At 65.3% G+C, this 15,415-nt stretch carries 16 protein-coding genes and 1 tRNA gene; 9 read left to right on the forward strand and 8 right to left on the reverse strand.

What is annotated here, in order from left to right:
- Nucleotide 1: 1 nt before the first annotated feature.
- The 3 genes from disA to NNX37_RS06120 all read right to left on the reverse strand — a co-directional run bounded on the left by disA (nt 2) and on the right by NNX37_RS06120 (nt 3,823).
- The gene (gene disA, locus NNX37_RS06110; protein WP_255791412.1) at nt 2–1,078 is read right to left on the reverse strand and encodes a DNA integrity scanning diadenylate cyclase DisA; all 1,077 of its coding nucleotides are present in this window, start codon (nt 1,076–1,078) and stop codon (nt 2–4) included.
- 191 nt (nt 1,079–1,269) lie between these two features.
- The gene (radA, locus tag NNX37_RS06115; protein WP_255791413.1) at nt 1,270–2,637 is read right to left on the reverse strand and encodes a DNA repair protein RadA; all 1,368 of its coding nucleotides are present in this window, start codon (nt 2,635–2,637) and stop codon (nt 1,270–1,272) included.
- A 55-nt stretch (nt 2,638–2,692) separates the two neighbouring features.
- On the reverse strand, nt 2,693–3,823 hold the full coding sequence (locus NNX37_RS06120; protein WP_255791414.1) for an FUSC family protein: 1,131 nt from the start codon (nt 3,821–3,823) through the stop codon (nt 2,693–2,695).
- Between the two features lie 218 nt (nt 3,824–4,041).
- Between NNX37_RS06120 and pstS the strand changes: the two genes are divergently transcribed.
- The 4 genes from pstS (at nt 4,042) to pstB (ending at nt 8,122) form a co-directional block, all read left to right on the forward strand.
- Complete coding sequence (pstS, locus tag NNX37_RS06125; RefSeq protein WP_255791415.1) at nt 4,042–5,163, forward strand: phosphate ABC transporter substrate-binding protein PstS; 1,122 nt, start codon at nt 4,042–4,044, stop codon at nt 5,161–5,163.
- A 116-nt stretch (nt 5,164–5,279) separates the two neighbouring features.
- The gene (pstC, locus tag NNX37_RS06130; protein ID WP_255791416.1) at nt 5,280–6,209 is read left to right on the forward strand and encodes a phosphate ABC transporter permease subunit PstC; all 930 of its coding nucleotides are present in this window, start codon (nt 5,280–5,282) and stop codon (nt 6,207–6,209) included.
- A complete protein-coding gene (gene pstA / locus NNX37_RS06135) occupies nt 6,209–7,318 on the forward strand; it encodes a phosphate ABC transporter permease PstA (RefSeq protein ID WP_255791417.1) in 1,110 nt (369 codons plus the stop codon). Before pstC ends, pstA begins: the two co-directional genes overlap by 1 nt.
- 24 nt (nt 7,319–7,342) lie before the next feature.
- A complete protein-coding gene (gene pstB, locus NNX37_RS06140; protein ID WP_152270927.1) occupies nt 7,343–8,122 on the forward strand; it encodes a phosphate ABC transporter ATP-binding protein PstB in 780 nt (259 codons plus the stop codon).
- Nucleotides 8,123–8,129: 7 nt separating this feature from the next.
- On the opposite strand, the gene NNX37_RS06145 is transcribed toward pstB, so the two are convergent.
- The 3 genes from NNX37_RS06145 to NNX37_RS06155 form a co-directional block, all read right to left on the reverse strand.
- On the reverse strand, nt 8,130–9,140 hold the full coding sequence (locus NNX37_RS06145; protein ID WP_255791418.1) for an inorganic phosphate transporter: 1,011 nt from the start codon (nt 9,138–9,140) through the stop codon (nt 8,130–8,132).
- Nucleotide 9,141: 1 nt separating this feature from the next.
- Entirely contained in the window at nt 9,142–9,759 is a 618-nt protein-coding gene (locus NNX37_RS06150) for a DUF47 domain-containing protein (protein WP_255791419.1), read from the reverse strand.
- Between the two features lie 320 nt (nt 9,760–10,079).
- Complete coding sequence (locus NNX37_RS06155) at nt 10,080–10,721, reverse strand: hypothetical protein (protein WP_255791420.1); 642 nt, start codon at nt 10,719–10,721, stop codon at nt 10,080–10,082.
- Nucleotides 10,722–10,864: 143 nt separating this feature from the next.
- Here NNX37_RS06155 and NNX37_RS06160 point away from each other — a divergent pair.
- A tRNA-Lys gene (locus NNX37_RS06160) sits at nt 10,865–10,937 on the forward strand.
- Nucleotides 10,938–11,018: 81 nt separating this feature from the next.
- Here NNX37_RS06160 and NNX37_RS06165 read toward each other — a convergent pair.
- Nucleotides 11,019–11,369: a CDGSH iron-sulfur domain-containing protein gene (locus NNX37_RS06165; RefSeq protein WP_407079927.1), complete on the reverse strand. Its 351-nt coding sequence runs from the start codon at nt 11,367–11,369 to the stop codon at nt 11,019–11,021.
- Between the two features lie 54 nt (nt 11,370–11,423).
- Nucleotides 11,424–12,446: an iron-containing redox enzyme family protein gene (locus NNX37_RS06170; protein WP_308206304.1), complete on the reverse strand. Its 1,023-nt coding sequence runs from the start codon at nt 12,444–12,446 to the stop codon at nt 11,424–11,426.
- Between the two features lie 187 nt (nt 12,447–12,633).
- On the opposite strand from NNX37_RS06170, the gene NNX37_RS06175 reads away from it, so the two are divergent.
- The 4 genes from NNX37_RS06175 to NNX37_RS06190 all read left to right on the forward strand — a co-directional run bounded on the left by NNX37_RS06175 (nt 12,634) and on the right by NNX37_RS06190 (nt 15,195).
- Complete coding sequence (locus NNX37_RS06175; protein WP_255791421.1) at nt 12,634–13,206, forward strand: hypothetical protein; 573 nt, start codon at nt 12,634–12,636, stop codon at nt 13,204–13,206.
- An 18-nt stretch (nt 13,207–13,224) separates the two neighbouring features.
- A complete protein-coding gene (locus tag NNX37_RS06180) occupies nt 13,225–13,563 on the forward strand; it encodes a GNAT family N-acetyltransferase (protein ID WP_255791422.1) in 339 nt (112 codons plus the stop codon).
- 214 nt (nt 13,564–13,777) lie between these two features.
- On the forward strand, nt 13,778–14,461 hold the full coding sequence (locus tag NNX37_RS06185) for a hypothetical protein (RefSeq protein ID WP_308206305.1): 684 nt from the start codon (nt 13,778–13,780) through the stop codon (nt 14,459–14,461).
- Entirely contained in the window at nt 14,458–15,195 is a 738-nt protein-coding gene (locus NNX37_RS06190) for a hypothetical protein (protein ID WP_255791424.1), read from the forward strand. The genes NNX37_RS06185 and NNX37_RS06190 overlap by 4 nt, the downstream gene beginning before the upstream one ends.
- The last annotated feature ends 220 nt before the right edge of the window (nt 15,196–15,415 follow it).

Below are 15,415 nucleotides of genomic sequence, written 5' to 3' on the forward strand. Positions count from 1 at the left end.
CCTACATAAACCGGTCAAGAAGGCTGGTTTCAGCGATCCGGGAGAGACCCTCACGGACAGTGCGGGCCCGCTGCTCCCCGATGCCGTCCACCGTCATCAGATCATCGATGTTTGCCGCCATGAGGTTCTGCAGGCCGCCGAAGTGGTCCACCAGCCGGTTCGACACCGCCGGGGGAACGGATTTGATGTTGCTCAGGAGCCGGTAGCCGCGCGGCTGCACCACTGCTTCAAGGGAATCCTGGCCCGGCTGGAAGCCCACCACCGCGGCGATCTTGCTGAGGTCCACCATTTCGGACGAACTCATGTTCTGCAAGGTGGCGATCTGTTCCTCGACATTGCGTTTGCCGTCATTCAGGTCGGCGTAGTCACGCAGGATCATTTCGCTGCCCGGTCCAAGGCCGGTGGTCAGTTCCTCCAGCTGCAGGGACAGCAAACGGCCGTCCACTCCAAGTTCGAGGACATACTGGGAGATTTCCTCGGAAATCCGGCGGACCATTTCCTGGCGCTGCAGCGTGACCGCTACGTCGCGGACCGTCACCATCGCTTCGATTTCCAGTGCGGAGAGGGAATTCGTGACCTGGTCCAGCCGGGCGCGGTACCGCTCGAGGGTCGCCAGTGCCTGGTTGGCGCGGGCCAGCACCGGCTCGGATCCTTCCAGGACATGGCGGAGTCCGCCGACGTAGAGCTGGATGATCCGCATGGACTGGCTGACCGAAATCACCGGGAAGCCGGTCTGGATGGCAACCCGCTCGGCCGTCCGGTGCCGGGTGCCGGATTCATGCGTTTCGATGGTGTGGTCGGGGACCAGCTGCACGGCCGCCCGCAGGATGTTCCTGGCGTCGCGGTCACAGACAATCGCGCCGTCCATTTTCGCCAGCTCCCGCAGCCTGGTGGGAGAGAAGTCAATGCCGATGTCGAACCCGCCGGAACAAATGGCGTCCACCGCGCGGTCAAAGCCGAGGACGATCAGGGCGCCGGTGCGGCCCCGCAGGATGCGCTCGAGTCCGTCACGGAGCTCGGTCCCCGGTGCTACCCGCGCCAGGGTTGCTTTCAGCGCGTCTTCGGGACTGCGGGCCATGGTCACTTCCTTCCGGCCCGGGGGCCTGGACGATCTGGGCTGAGGCTTGCCCGTCCCTATACTAGTTGGAGATTCCGGTACACTCTCCACCGCGTGAACCACGGCACGTCCCTGCCCGGGCGCAGCACGCTTCCGTTCCGCACGGCCCCGTGGCGCGGGCGCTGCGGCCGCCGGCGCCGGAGCCGGCTGCGTTAGAAGAGCAGCTCGAGCGCCTCGGCCAGGGTGGAGACTTCGCGGACCTTGAAGCCGGCCGGGACGTTTCCCGGTCCGTTGGGGGAGGCCGGAACCACCGCGTGGGTGAAGCCCAGCCGTTCCGCCTCGGTGATCCGGCGGCCGATACCGGGCACCGGACGCACCTCCCCGGCCAGTCCCACCTCGCCGAAGGCAATGAGCTGGGCCGGCAGCGGTTTGTTCATTTTCGCCGATGCCACAGCCAGCGCCACCGCAAGGTCCGTGGCAGGCTCGCTCAGCTTCACGCCGCCCACGGTGGAGACGTAGCTGTCATCCTTGGCCAGGCTCATGGAGGCCCGCTGCTGCAGGACCGCCAGCAGCATGGCCACACGGGAGGCGTCCACACCGCTCGTGGCGCGGCGTGCCTGGGCATTACCGGTTTCCGCGACCAGGGACTGCACCTCGGCCACCAGTGGACGCTTGCCCTCCAGCGTCACGGTGATGCAGGTGCCCGACACCGGGTCCTTGGTGCGCGAGACGAAAAGCCCGCTGGGGTCGGCGAGTCCTTCGATGCCGTCTTCGGTCAGGTCGAAGCAGCCCACCTCGTCCGTCGGCCCGTACCGGTTCTTGACCGCGCGCAGCAGCCGCAGCCTCGAATGCCTGTCGCCGTCGAACTGGCACACCACATCCACCAGGTGCTCCAGCAGCCGCGGGCCGGCGATGGACCCGTCCTTGGTGACGTGGCCGACCAGGAGGGTGGTCATGTTCCGGGTCTTGGCAGCGTTGATCAGGGAGGCCGCCACCTCACGGACCTGGCTCACTCCGCCGGCGCTGCCGTCCACGGCGGTGCTGCTCAGGGTCTGGACCGAATCCACTATCAACAGTCCGGGGGAGACCTGCTCCACCTGGCCGAGGGCCTGGCCCAGGTCCGTTTCCGCGCTGAGATAGAGGTTCTCCGACACGGCGCCGATGCGCTCGGCCCGCAGTTTCACCTGCGCCGTGGATTCCTCGCCCGTAACGTAGAGAACGTCACGGCCCGCTCCTGCCACACGGGCGGCGACGTCGAGGAGCAGGGTGGACTTGCCTACACCGGGCTCGCCGGCCAGCAGGATCACCGCACCCGGAACCAGGCCGCCGCCCAGGACGCGGTCCAGTTCACCGACTCCTGTGGCCTGATAGGCGGCAGTAGTGGCGTCCACCTCACCGATCCGCAGCGCCGGGCGGGCAACTACCGTGGCGGCGGTGGTGCGGGCAAGGACTTCACCGGATTCCTCCACTGTTCCCCAGGCCTGGCATTCGCCGCAGCGTCCCACCCATTTGGCCGTTGTCCAACCGCATTCCGAGCAGCGGAAGTTGGCGGTCTTGGGCCGTGCAGTCTTTGTTGCCATGGAAACAGGCTATCCCGCGGCACTGACACTGCTTTTCGTGTCTGTCCGTCCGGCCTCAGACCTCAGACAGGTAGGTCACTGCCTCTTCATGGGTCAGCCCCGTGGATTCCAGCAGGTCCACCACCAGCGGGCGGAAGAGCATAATCAGCGCATCCCCCTGCAGGTCCGTAATGCCCAGTGACTTCGGATGCAGGCGCGTTCCCACGGCCGCCAGCTCATTGCGGGCCTGGCGCAGGTGCCGCAGCCGGGTGTCCGGTCCTTCACCGCCGCCCAGGGCGCGGGCGAGGATGTCTACGGCGTCGGCGGTTTCGTTGAGCACTTCCGAGACACTCTCGATGGCCTCGTCGCCCAGCGATGCATGGTTGATGACCGACGTCGTGCGGCGCGCGAAGACCCGGCTGTTGCGGACCGCGAGGTCCAGATAGCCGATGGAGCCGCGCAGATCCCCCAGTTCCGCCAGATAGCGGCGGTAGGCAGGGGAAATCCGGGCAACCTCCCGTGCGTCCCGGACGCTGCGGGCGAGGGTGTCCAGCTGGGGCTGGGTGTTCCGTGCCCGCACCAGTGCATGCCAGGCAATGGTGGAATCACTCTTCTCAATGGCTTCGGAACACTGGCGCAGCACGGCGGAGAGTTCGTGCAGGAGCTCGCGGATATTGGACTTCGGCTCCCGGCGCGGATCGCGCGGCGCCAGCATGGTCACCACCAGGGCAAAAACACCGCCGACGATGGCATCCAGACTGCGGGTAAAGGCACCGCCGTCCGGAGCGGGAAGAAGGACCACCAGTAGGGACTGCAGCCCCAGCTGCGTGGTGAAGATGACGCCGCGGTCCAGGAACCGTGCCAGCATCACTGAGACAAAGAGGACGACGGCGGCCTGGGCCAGGCCGTTGCCCAGCAGGGTGAGCAGGATTTCGCCGATGGTGATGCCCAGCGTGCAGCCGATCCCCACCTCCAGCACCCGGCGGGTGCGCGGTTCCCGGGAGAACCCGAGCGAAATCAGGGCGGCAGTGGCGGCGAACAGCGGACCCTCATGTCCGAGCACGTACTCCGCGAATGCGTAGGCTCCGACGGCGCAGACGGTCATCTGCAGGGCCGGCACCACCGAATTGCGGCTGCGCTGCAGCCCCACGCGGGCCCGGTTCAACAGGAAACCCCGGCTTTTGGCGAAGGAGCTGCGTTGGGGCATGAAACCAGTCTAGGGGGCGCCTCAGCCATCCTGTATCCGAGGTTACATTCGGCGGTCACGGATGTTCCCCCGCCGCCCGGCGGCCGTTAACTTTCCGTTCACCTTGCTCCGCCAATCTTGGACAGGAACGTGTTGGAGGTTCCACCTGCTCGACTGCTTTTCCGCATTCAGCTTCCCGGCGCACCAGCGCCGAACAACCCCTTGAAAGGGATCCGATGGTGAAGGTTTCGAATTTCGGCCGCACTGCATCCGTTCTGACCGTCTCGGCTGCAGCTGCCCTGGGCCTTGCCGCCTGCGGCACCGACAGCGCTGCACCGGCCGGAGCTCCGGCGAGTACCGAAAGCTCCGTCACCGGTACGCTTTCCGGTGCCGGTGCCTCCTCCCAGGACGCGGCCATGCAGGCCTGGATTGCCGGCTTCGGGTCAGCGAACCCGCAGGCGTCCATCCAGTACTCACCGGACGGCTCCGGTGCCGGCCGGGAAGCTCTATTGGCCGGCGGGGTGCAGTTTGCCGGGTCCGACGCCTACCTTGATGAGGAGGAGACCGCGGGAGCCGCAGAGGTCTGCGGTCCCGACGGCGCCATCCATGTTCCCGTGTACATTTCACCGATCGCCGTTGCCTTCAACCTCCCCGGCATAACGGAGCTGAACCTGGACGCAGAGACCATCGCAGGCATTTTCCGCGGCGAGATCACGGCGTGGAATGATCAGGCCATCGCGGCCCAGAACGAGGCAGCAAAGTTGCCGGACACCCCCATCACGGCGGTGCACCGCGGCGACGAATCCGGCACCACGAAGAACTTCACCGAATATCTGGCCGAGGCCGCTCCCGACAAATGGACCGATCCGGCAGCGGGCGAATGGCCTGCCGGTCTGCCGAACGGCGAAAGTGCTTCCGGCACCGGCGGTGTCATCTCCACGGTGAGCTCCACCGAGGGTGGCATCACCTATGCCGACGCCTCCGCGGCCGGTTCCCTGGGCAAGGTCAGCGTCAAGGTGGGCGATGCCTACGTGCCGTTCAGCGCCGACGCCGCTGCACTCGCCGTCGAATCCTCCACTCCGGCGGCCGGGGAGGGCCGTCCCGAAGCGGACATGGCCATGGACCTGGACCGCGATACGGCGGAATCCGGTGCTTATCCCGTGGTGCTGGTGAGCTACCACGTCTTCTGCACCAGCTACGAGGACCAGCAGACGGTGGACCTGGTCCGGGCGTTCGGCAACTACGTGGTCAGCGACGAAGGCCAGTCGGCCGCGTCGGACGCCGCGGGCAGTGCGCCGCTCTCGGATGCCCTGCGCGGCAAGGCGGAAACCGCGCTGGAAACGATCAAGGTGCGTTCATAACGTGCCCGTCCTGCCCTCTCCCGCCGCTGAGGCAGGGGAGGGCAGGGTCCGCTCCAAGGCGGAGTACCTACACTGATAAGAAGAGTCTGCACCAACGCATTTCGAAGGGTTGAGCAGTGTCCAGCAAGTCCATATCGGGAGAAAGCGGCACCGGCCGCGCCGGAGACAAGGTTTTCTCCGGCATTGCGGTGACAGCCGGGTGCCTGATTCTCTTCGTCCTGTTCTGCGTGGCGGTTTTCCTCATGTGGCAGGCGCTGCCGACGTTTATGGCAGACCCTGCGGACATCTCCGGCGGCGGGTTCGGGCAGTACATCCTGCCCCTGGTCATTGGAACGGTGATTGCCGCCATCATCGCGCTTTTGATCGCCACACCGGTGGGCATCGGCGTCGCCCTGTTTATCTCGCACTATGCCCCGCGCCGGCTAGCGCAGGGACTGGGATACCTGGTGGACCTGCTGGCGGCTATTCCGTCAGTGGTCTACGGTGCCTGGGGCATGACGGTGCTGGCCCCGGCCCTGGTGGCCCCGTACAGCTGGCTGGCTGAAAACGCCGGCTGGATTCCGATTTTTGCCGGTCCGGCCAGCCAGACCGGCAAGACCATGCTCACCGCCGGCATTGTGCTCTCCGTGATGGTGCTGCCGATCATCACCTCCCTGACCCGGGAGATCTTCCTGCAGACACCCAAACTGCATGAGGAAGCAGCACTGGCCATGGGCGCCACCCGCTGGGAAATGATCCGGATGGCGGTTTTCCCCTTCGCCCGGCCCGGCGTCGTCAGCGCCGTCATGCTGGGGCTTGGCCGTGCCCTGGGCGAAACCATGGCGGTCGCGCTGGTGCTTTCCTCGGGCGGCCTGATCGCCAGCCTGATCCGGCCGGGCAACCAGACCATCGCCGCCGAGATCGCCCTGAACTTCCCTGAAGCGTTCGGACTCCGGCTCTCGGAACTGATTGCCGCAGGACTCGTGCTGTTCCTGATCACGCTGGCGGTCAACGTGATTGCCCGCTGGATCATCAGCCGCCATAAAGAATTCTCGGGAGCCAACTGATGCTCGATACAACCTCCGCCCTTACCCGTCCCGGATCCATGCTGAGCAAGAATCGCCTGCCCCGCTATACACCGTGGATCGTCCTGGCTGCGGCGCTGGTCCTGGGTGCGGCACTGTCCGCCCTGATCGGGTTTTCCGTGGCGGCCTTCGCCATCTTCACCGCCGTACTTTTCGTCATCGGCGGCACCGTGACGACCTGGATTGTCGAAGGCAGGCGGCACGCGGTGGACCGTCTGGCCACGAACCTGGTCTGCGGGGCGTTCCTGCTGGCCCTGCTTCCCCTGGTATCGGTGATCTTCACCGTCCTGGTCCGCGGCCTGCCCGGCCTCAGCCCGGACTTCCTGCTGACCTCCATGGGCGGCATGACCGGTGCCGTGGACAACGCCACGGCGGAGAACGGAACGGAGGTGCTCGGCGGCGCCTACCACGGCATTGTGGGCACCCTGCTGATCACCTTCTGGGCCACTGTCATCTCGGTGCCGGTGGGCCTGCTGGCCGCCGTCTACCTGGTGGAATACAGCCGCGGCGGAACGCTTTCGCGGGCCATCACGTTCTTCGTTGACGTGATGACCGGCATTCCGTCGATCGTGGCCGGGCTGTTCGCTGCGGCGTTCTTCGGGCTGGTTTTCGGGCCGGGTACGCGGACCGGCTTCGTTGCCGCCGTGGCCCTGTCTGTCCTGATGATCCCGGTGGTGGTCCGTTCCACCGAGGAAATGCTGAAGATTGTGCCCAACGAACTCCGGGAGGCGTCCTATGCCCTGGGCGTGCGTAAGTGGCGGACCATCTTGAAGGTCGTGGTCCCCACGGCAATTTCCGGCATCGCCTCCGGCGTGACCCTGGCCATCGCGCGCGTGATCGGCGAAACGGCTCCGCTGCTGGTCACCGCCGGCTTCGTCAACACCATCAACTTCAATGCCTTTGCGGGCTGGATGAGCACGCTGCCCACTTTCATCTACCGGCAGCTGATGAGCCCCACCTCCCCGACCAACACGGATCCCAGTACCCAGCGGGCCTGGGCGGCGGCCCTGATCCTGATCATCATGGTGATGCTGCTGAACCTCGGCGCCCGCCTGATAGCCCGGATCTTCGCCCCCCGGACCTCCCGCTAACCCCAGCTTCGATTGAAGGAACCTATGTCCAAGCGCATCGACGTCAAAGACCTGAACGTCTACTACGGAAATTTCCTCGCCGTCCAGGACGTCAACATCAACATTGAGCCCCGCTCCGTGACTGCTTTCATCGGCCCGTCCGGCTGCGGCAAGTCCACCTTCCTGCGCACCCTGAACCGGATGCACGAAGTCCTTCCCGGAGCCCGCGTGGAGGGAGAAGTGCTGCTGGACGGAGAGAACCTCTACGGCCCCGGCGTCGATCCCGTGACTGTCCGCAGCCACGTAGGCATGGTGTTCCAGCGGCCCAACCCGTTCCCCACCATGTCCATCCGGGACAACGTCCTGGCCGGCGTGAAGCTGAACAACAAGCGGATCTCCAAGTCCGATGCGGATGCCCTTGTGGAAAAATCCCTCACCGGCGCCAACCTCTGGAAGGAGGTCCGGGACCGCCTGGATAAGCCCGGCTCCGGACTATCGGGCGGACAGCAGCAGCGCCTGTGCATAGCCCGCGCCATCGCGGTCTCGCCGGAGGTAATCCTCATGGATGAGCCCTGCTCCGCCCTGGATCCCATCTCGACCCTGGCCATCGAGGACCTCATCGAGGAACTGAAGAGCGAATACACGGTGGTGATCGTTACGCACAACATGCAGCAGGCGGCTCGCGTCTCGGATAAGACCGCGTTCTTCAACATTGCCGGCACCGGCAAGCCCGGCCGGCTGATCGAATACGCCGACACCCCGGTCATTTTCAGCAATCCCGCAGAACAGGCCACGGAAGACTACGTCTCCGGCCGTTTCGGGTAGGCGGCGCCTATAGGAGCGGGCTGAGGGCCAGCAGCAGGATTCCGCCGAGCACCGCCGTCACCGGGGCGGTGACCAGCCAGGTGACGAGGATTTCCCGCAGCGGGATCAAACGGACGGTGGAAAAACGCTGGTTGGTGCCCGCGCCCACGATGGCCGAGGTCATGGTCTGCGTACTGGACAGCGGGATGTGCAGCCAGAGGGCACCCAGGAAGAGCATGGTGGAACTGACTGCCTGGGCGCTCATGCCCCGCAGCGGATCCATCCGCACGAGCCGGTAGCCCAGCGTATGGGTGATCCGCCAGCCGCCGAAGAGGGTGCCGCCGGCCAGGGCAAGGGCTGCGAACAGCTGCACCCAGAGGGGGATGTCGGTTTCCAGCGTCTGACCGGCCGCCAGCAGGGCGAGCACCACAACGGCCATGGTCCGCTGCCCGTCCTGGATGCCGTGGCCCAGGGAGAAGGCGGAGGTGAACACTGACTGCGCTATCCGGTTTCCGGCGTCGCCGCGGCGCGGAGAGCTGTAACGCATGAGCCAGGTGGCCGGAAAAACCAGCAGGTACGCCAGTGCAAAGGCAACTACGGGCGAGACCAGCAGCGGCAGGGCCAGCTGCTCCCAGATCAGCCGGTTGGACTCCGCGATGTTCTGACCGCCCACCAGGGTCGAGGCCGCACCGGAGCCCACCAGTCCGCCCACCAGCGCATGGGTGGATGAAGACGGCATCCGCCGCCACCAGGTCCACACGCCCCAGCCGCACGCAGCCAGCAGTGCGGCTAACAGGATGCCCAGCCCTTCGGGACCCGCCGGAAGGTCCACAAACCGTACCGTCAGGGCAACAGCCAGGGCCGTGCTGACCAGGGCGCCCAAAAGATTGAAGGCGGCGGCCAGGATGATGGCGACGGTGGGCGTCAGGGCCCGCGTGCGGACGGAGGTGGCCACCGAGTTGGAGGCGTCATGGAAGCCGTTGAGGAAGGCATAGGCTCCGGCGAGCAGGACGACGCCGGCCAGGAGGACGGTGGCCACCCTAGGATTCCCGGACGAGGATGCCGCCCACAAACGTGGCAGCGCGGCGGAGCTGGGCGGTGGTTCCCGAAAGCTGGTCGGCCAGATCCCGGTGCCTGGCATAGGCCATCGGCTTGTGCTCGCGCATCAGCTCCGCCACCCAGATCCGGCGGGACCGCTCGGCCCGCCGGGCCAGCCGGAGCATCTCGATCCAGTACTCTTCCAGATCCTCGAGCGAGGCGAGCCGGCGCATGGCGGAGGCGGTGAGCTCAGCCTGCCTGCCGATGACTTCCAGCTGCTCTGAAGCGCGGCGGGACACGCCGGTGAGCTTGTAGAGGGAGATGGTTTCCGCGGAAGCATCTAGGCATTCCATGGCGGACATCAAGAGCAGGGACAGCTCATACAGGTCTTCACGGGGAAGGGGATTGATGAAGCTGGTCCGCATCTGCGTCATCAGGGCGAAGTGCAGATCGGTGGTTTCAGCATCAATCTGATGCAGCTGCTCGGTGAGCCGGTCGAATTCCTCCGGGTCCGCACCGAGGATTTCGGCCAGCACCCCGGTGCCGCGCAAGAGCTGCGACGCCATGCGGGAGAGCAGCTCAAGGCCGGCGTTCTCTTGGGGAAACAGCTGAAGTTTCACGCTGAACGCAGCACGTGGGCTGGGGGAGCGGCAAAGGTTCTCACAGCGCCAGAATATCCGATGGCTGCAGCTGCAGGGCGGTCGAGTCCGCGAAACGCTCCCGCTGCAGAGCAGTCGGGGAAAAGTAACGGTGCCGGACCGGGAGCGCCTCTCGGCGGAAGGCCGCTCGAAGCGGCTCAGAGTTGAAGCCCGGGGGTTCCGCAGTCCGACACCAATTTCAGTTTTCTACGCTCAGCCGATGATGTCAACACGGCCATGCGGGCAACGGCGGCACTGTGAGGAGCGCCATGGTGGTTCCCGTCACTGGCCTCGTCCCACGCCTAGTCGAGTTCTCCCCGCCGCCAGGCTGCTGCGGAGTGCTCCAGGTCCTCGGCCGTGTGTACCAGCTGGCGTGCGTTGCGGGTCAGTGCGGTGGCGCGGTCCCCGTTGGAGGCCTCGGAGGAATCCGCGTGGTTGGCCTGGCCCAGGGCAACCACCCGGCAGAACGCGGCGAAGCGCTCCAGTGCGACGTCGAAATCACCCTCAAAGGCGCCGGAAAGGATGGTGTCTGCCATGGTCCGCACCTCCTCGGCGCCCAGCGGTTCGGCTACTCCGGCAACGACTTTGGAGACCTGCGCAACATCCTTGCCTGCGGCATAGAAGGATGCGATTCGTTCAGGGTTCCGCTGGATGGAGGCACGGAGCGCATAAAGGCGCCAGAGCGCGCCCGGGAGGGACCGGGCGGGGCTTTCGGCCCACATCTCGGCCACCGCTTCCACGCCCTGCTGGTCGGTCAGTTCAACCAGGCGGCGGGTGACCTCCGGATCGGTGCTCCTGCGGCCGTGGTGGACGAGTGCCTGGGCTGCCAGATGGGCCGCTTCCGAAACGCGTGCCGGATCGGCACCGCCGGGGAAGTTGGCGAAGTCCACAGGTGCAAGAGGCTTTGGCTTGTGATGGCGCGGCGTTGAATTGGACTCACTCATATTCGAAGAATACTCCGGGATCTGCACGGAATCGAGGCGGTCTTCCCGGCGCCGCGAAGCGTCCGGAACCCTTGTTTTCCACGATCTGTGTGGTGTGCGATAAAGTGGGACAGTCGGTCCGGAGAATGCTGCGGACCGGTGGAGCGCCTATAGCTCAGTTGGTAGAGCAACGTCCTTTTAAGTCGTGGGTCGCAGGTTCGAGCCCTGCTGGGCGCACTGTACGGAAATGGCTTGCCTTCATTGAAGGCAAGCCATTCTTTTTTGTCCCGGTGCTTCGCTGTTGGAGCGCCGCTCCGGTTATCCCGCGGCTTCTTCCGCAGCCCGGCGCGCAGGTTCCGGCACCGGACGACGGCGGGTGGTATCGAACTTCATCAGCTTGTGGGTGCCGTCGCAGTAGGGTTTGATCGCCGAACCGCCGCAGCGGCACAAAGCCACGGTTTCCCGGTCCCGCGGCACGGGAATCCCGTCCGGCGTCACAATCTCAAAGTCTCCGCGGATCAGCAGGGGGCCGTTGGGGCAGGCCACGATGGAGGCAGGGGCGGAGCCTTCACGCTTCTGCCAGGCAGGGGTGTCGGCGTCGGCCTGGACAGCCCCCGGCTCCGGCATGGCGTCGCCGTGCTCAGCAGGACCGGCTGCGGGGACGCTCACGCTGTTGCTCCGCCGGCCGCTGCCGAAGCGGCCGGCGCTGCGTCTGCAGTGCCGTCACAGTTCGGCAGGGGTGCCAGCAAAGCTGATTCGCCTGCCTGCCAGGCTTTCAGCTGGTCTTCGCCGAGCAGGGCATCGATGGCCAGGACGGTCGCGGCGCCGAAGCAGATCGGGTTCCGCCTCGGCCAGGCCGCCGGCCAGGTCGCGGGCGGCAATCTGTTCGTGCACCGCATCCGCTTCGACGTGTTCGTCGAAGTAGTAGGTGACGTCGTCGCTGAAGCCGTGCCTGCGAAAACCGCGGGCGTAGAACGCGTTGGGGATCGAGGACGTCATCTCGAACGCCGCCAGGTGCCCGGAGATGGCCCCGCGCAGGCGGCGGTTCAGGCCAAAGAGTGACATCGCGTTGGAGGAGGCCAGGGTCAGGGCGGGAACCTGGTCAATGTAGTACCCGTAGCTGGAATCCAGGCCCAGGCCTTCCATGGTGGTGCCGAACAGCTTCGAGTGCATCCGTTCGACTCGTCCGCCGCCGTACTCATCGGCCTGGATTTCGATCAACGCTGCCTTTGCGCGGCCCACCGGCAGGCGAGGAATGGCCCAGCTGTGCGGATCCGCTTCCTTCAGCTGGTACACCGAGCGCAGGATCAGGAACTCTCGAAGCTGCTCCACGCTGGCCTTGCTGGCGACGAAACGGGAGACGCTGGGACCGTCGTCGTCGGCTGCCATGTCAAAGAGCGTCTTGGCCACGGCTTCGCTTTCCGGGGACGGCAGCTCGGGGACAGGCACCGTACGGCGCAGCACATCCTCGAGGGCTGCCTCCAGCCGTGCCCGCACGCGGATCAGCTCGGGATCCCATTCCGCTGCGTCCTCAACTCCGTCCAGTCCGCTGTAATGCAGCTCATACAGGCAGAAAAGGGCCAGCTGGAGGTCTTCGTCGCGGAGCAGGTCCGCAGTGGCGGCAAGCGCTTCGTCCACCAGCAGGTTCAGGGACCCGTAGGCGTTGGCGTGGCCTGTGCCGCCGCGGTTCTGCAGAAGGTCGATCAGGGTGGCGCTGACGCGCCCTCTCGGGGCGGGAATCTTCATTGCTTTCCTTACAGGGGGCGCGTTGTCCGGCGGGCAGGTGGAACAAATCCACACGTCAGCATATCTGCTGTGCACGTGACGGGCTGTCTGCCGGGTGGGGTGCCGGCATTGACCTTTGCGGCACGGTTCGGTGCAATGGAGGCAAAGAGCAGCAGGCAGGCGAGTCATCAGGGGGAGGAGAGCGGCTATGGCCGAGGCGGGTTTTTCGATGGTTCTTCCGCTGCTGCTGTTGGTGTCTGTGCTTGCCGGCGCTGCTGCGGGGATTGACCGGAGGCTTCGGGCCCGGGACGGGGAAGGCCTGTTTTGGACCGGGTTGACCGCTTTCCTGGCCGTCCTCCTGACAGCCGCCTGGGCAGTGACTGCCACGTCCGCCGGTTCCGCCGCAGTGGGAATCGTTGTGGTGGCCGGCGGTATCGGGGCGTCGTTCTGGACTTTGAGACGGGACCGCCGCCGCCGCCGGAACCGCGAGACCCGGCAGGTTGAGGCAGCAGTCACTGCCGCAGCAACCCGCCACCGGGAGGTCCTGGCCCGCTGGAGTGCCTACGAACTGGATCCCTGGCTCGCTGCCGAGCATCCGCAGCTGCTTGACGTCCGCACGCCGGAAACGCGGACTTTCATCCGGGCCTTGAAGGCTGCTGAACAACTGCGCCCGGAAGCAGCGACTGCCGCACAGGCGGCGGCCTACACCGAGGCGGTCACAACACTGGAAGACTCGCTTCGCCGTGCAGAAGAGGCGGCCGGCGGCGGGCGGGCAGCGTAGACGCTACGGACCGCAGGGGTGGACCGCCATGGGAATGCATGGCAGTCTCTGCCCATGACTACCAAAGACATCGCCATCTCGCGCAATGACGGGCTGGGGCGGTACGAATTGCTGCTGGACGGTGACCTCGTGGGGATTGCCGAATACGAGGTGGAGCCGGACGACTCTGTAGCGTTGACCCATACGCAGATGGAACCGGACTACCGGCACCAGGGCTACTCATCCCGGCTGGCGAAATACGCGGTGGATGACATCATCAGCGGCGGAGGCCGGATCAAGCCGTACTGCACCTACATGGCTGCCTACCTACGCAAGCACCCGGAATACAGCCATCATGTTTCGTGGCCGCAGGACTGACGACACAGGCGGGCAGGGTCCGAAAGAGGGCCAAGGTGCGGCTTACCGGTGGAACCGTGCCTTAATTGAAGCTGGCTTCCCGCTCTGCATATGGGGGGAACGCAGAAGGGGAAGCCAGTTTCATTAGTATAATTCCATTTGTCCGGGTAAATCCAATCGAGGGGGCCAAAAGATGGCGGTGTCTGCCAGGTCTTTCCAAAATTGGCGCACCGCGGTGGCTCCCGGAGAATCCAATGCAGACCTCTGCCGCAGGACCGGCATCAAGCGTTCCACCCTCGGCCAGCAGATTGTCCGGGGAAAAGTTGCGGAGATTACCGTTGTCCGGGTGGCCCGGGCGTACGGAAAAAACCCGGTGGAAGCGCTGTCGGATTTCGAGGAGTATTCGGATCTGCTCGGCGGACCCTGGCGTCCCGCCCCGGCAGAGCTGATCAGCCAGGTCTCCTACATCTGCATTCTGCAGATGGTCCTGGACAGGGCTACTTCCAGTGGCGCCCCGCAATGTCCGGACCTGGATAAGCATCCGCACCGGAATGCGATCCGCTCCTGGTTCGAAGCCGTGGACCCCGGCGACCTGAGACAACGTCTGAGTGCCGCAACCGGCGTCGCACCCCAGAATATTTCGGCGCAGCTTTCAGCCGGACGCCTGGCTCCCGAACTGGCCGTGGAGGCCGCTCGGATTGCGGGCGCCTCGCTGCCGGGCGGCCTGGTGGCCACGGGCCTGGTCACGCCGGGCGAAGCAGGCTGGCCGCAGAACGGCCTGCAGCAAGCCTTGGATGCGCTCACCGATTCCGAGCTTCTGTTTCTTGCCCGGGACCGCCTGGACGGAGTTGGAAAGCAACTGAGGAAGCTTGAAAATGATGTGGAAAATGATCTAGCGCTATTGGAGAACCTGGGATGAGCGTGACATTGGCTTTCCAATACGCGGCACTGATAGTTTCGGCCATCTTTGCCCTCCTGCGGCTCCCGCTGGCCCTCAAGGGCCGGAATCCGATGCTCTTCTGGGCGCTGGCGCTGGCCGCCATTGGGGTGGGACTCAGTATCCCCGCAATCTACCTGCCGGTGGATGCACTTCTGGGCGGCGTTAATTACGCCAACCTGATTCTCCGCTTTGCGGTGTACGGGGTGGTTCTGCTCATCGGAAGTATTAGCGCGGCTGCCTTCCGCTCCGTACAGGCCCGCCGCCTAATACTCGGACGCGCCGGGCTCGTTGTCCTGGCCGTGGCCGTATTTGTCACCACCGTGCTGTTCTTCATCAGTGATGTGCCGGTCTCATCGCCCGGACTCCACGGGTACCCGGACGAATATACGGTCCATGTGTACGGCGTGGTGGGGCGGATCTACCCCGCGTATGTGGCGGCCTGCCTGATTGCACCTGCTTTCCGGGCAGCGGCGCACGCCCGCAGACCGGTTCTCCTGCGGCTGGGCTCCGGCCTCATCGGTATTGCCCTGACCGAGGTGGTCATCTGGTCCATACTCGGTGCCACGCGGCTGCCGATTGGCGTGTGGGACTACATCCTGCCCCATTCGGCGGTCATTGTGCTCGTAGCAGGGCTCGGGGCCGTGGCCTTCTACGGGATCGCCTTAAAGCAGCGGGAAAAGCAAAGCCTGCTGACTTCCGGCTACATAAGGTGACAATTCGATAAACTTGTTCACATTTTCATGCGCGTGTGCCAGAATAATGAATATGTAGCATCCGCTGCCTGTGGGGGGTCAGCGTGAGGTTGCAATGAAGCCAGCGGCATTTGCCGCTGGCTTCATCATTTTAAGCCGCTCCTTCGCTTTGTCCGGGCTAAAGGCGGAAGCGGGACATTCATTTGAACTGCTGAGCGTTCCGCCGCAGTCCGCCCGACCG

The sequence above is a fragment of the Arthrobacter zhaoxinii genome (genome assembly GCF_024385505.1).
GTDB classification, from domain to species: domain Bacteria; phylum Actinomycetota; class Actinomycetes; order Actinomycetales; family Micrococcaceae; genus Arthrobacter_B; species Arthrobacter_B zhaoxinii.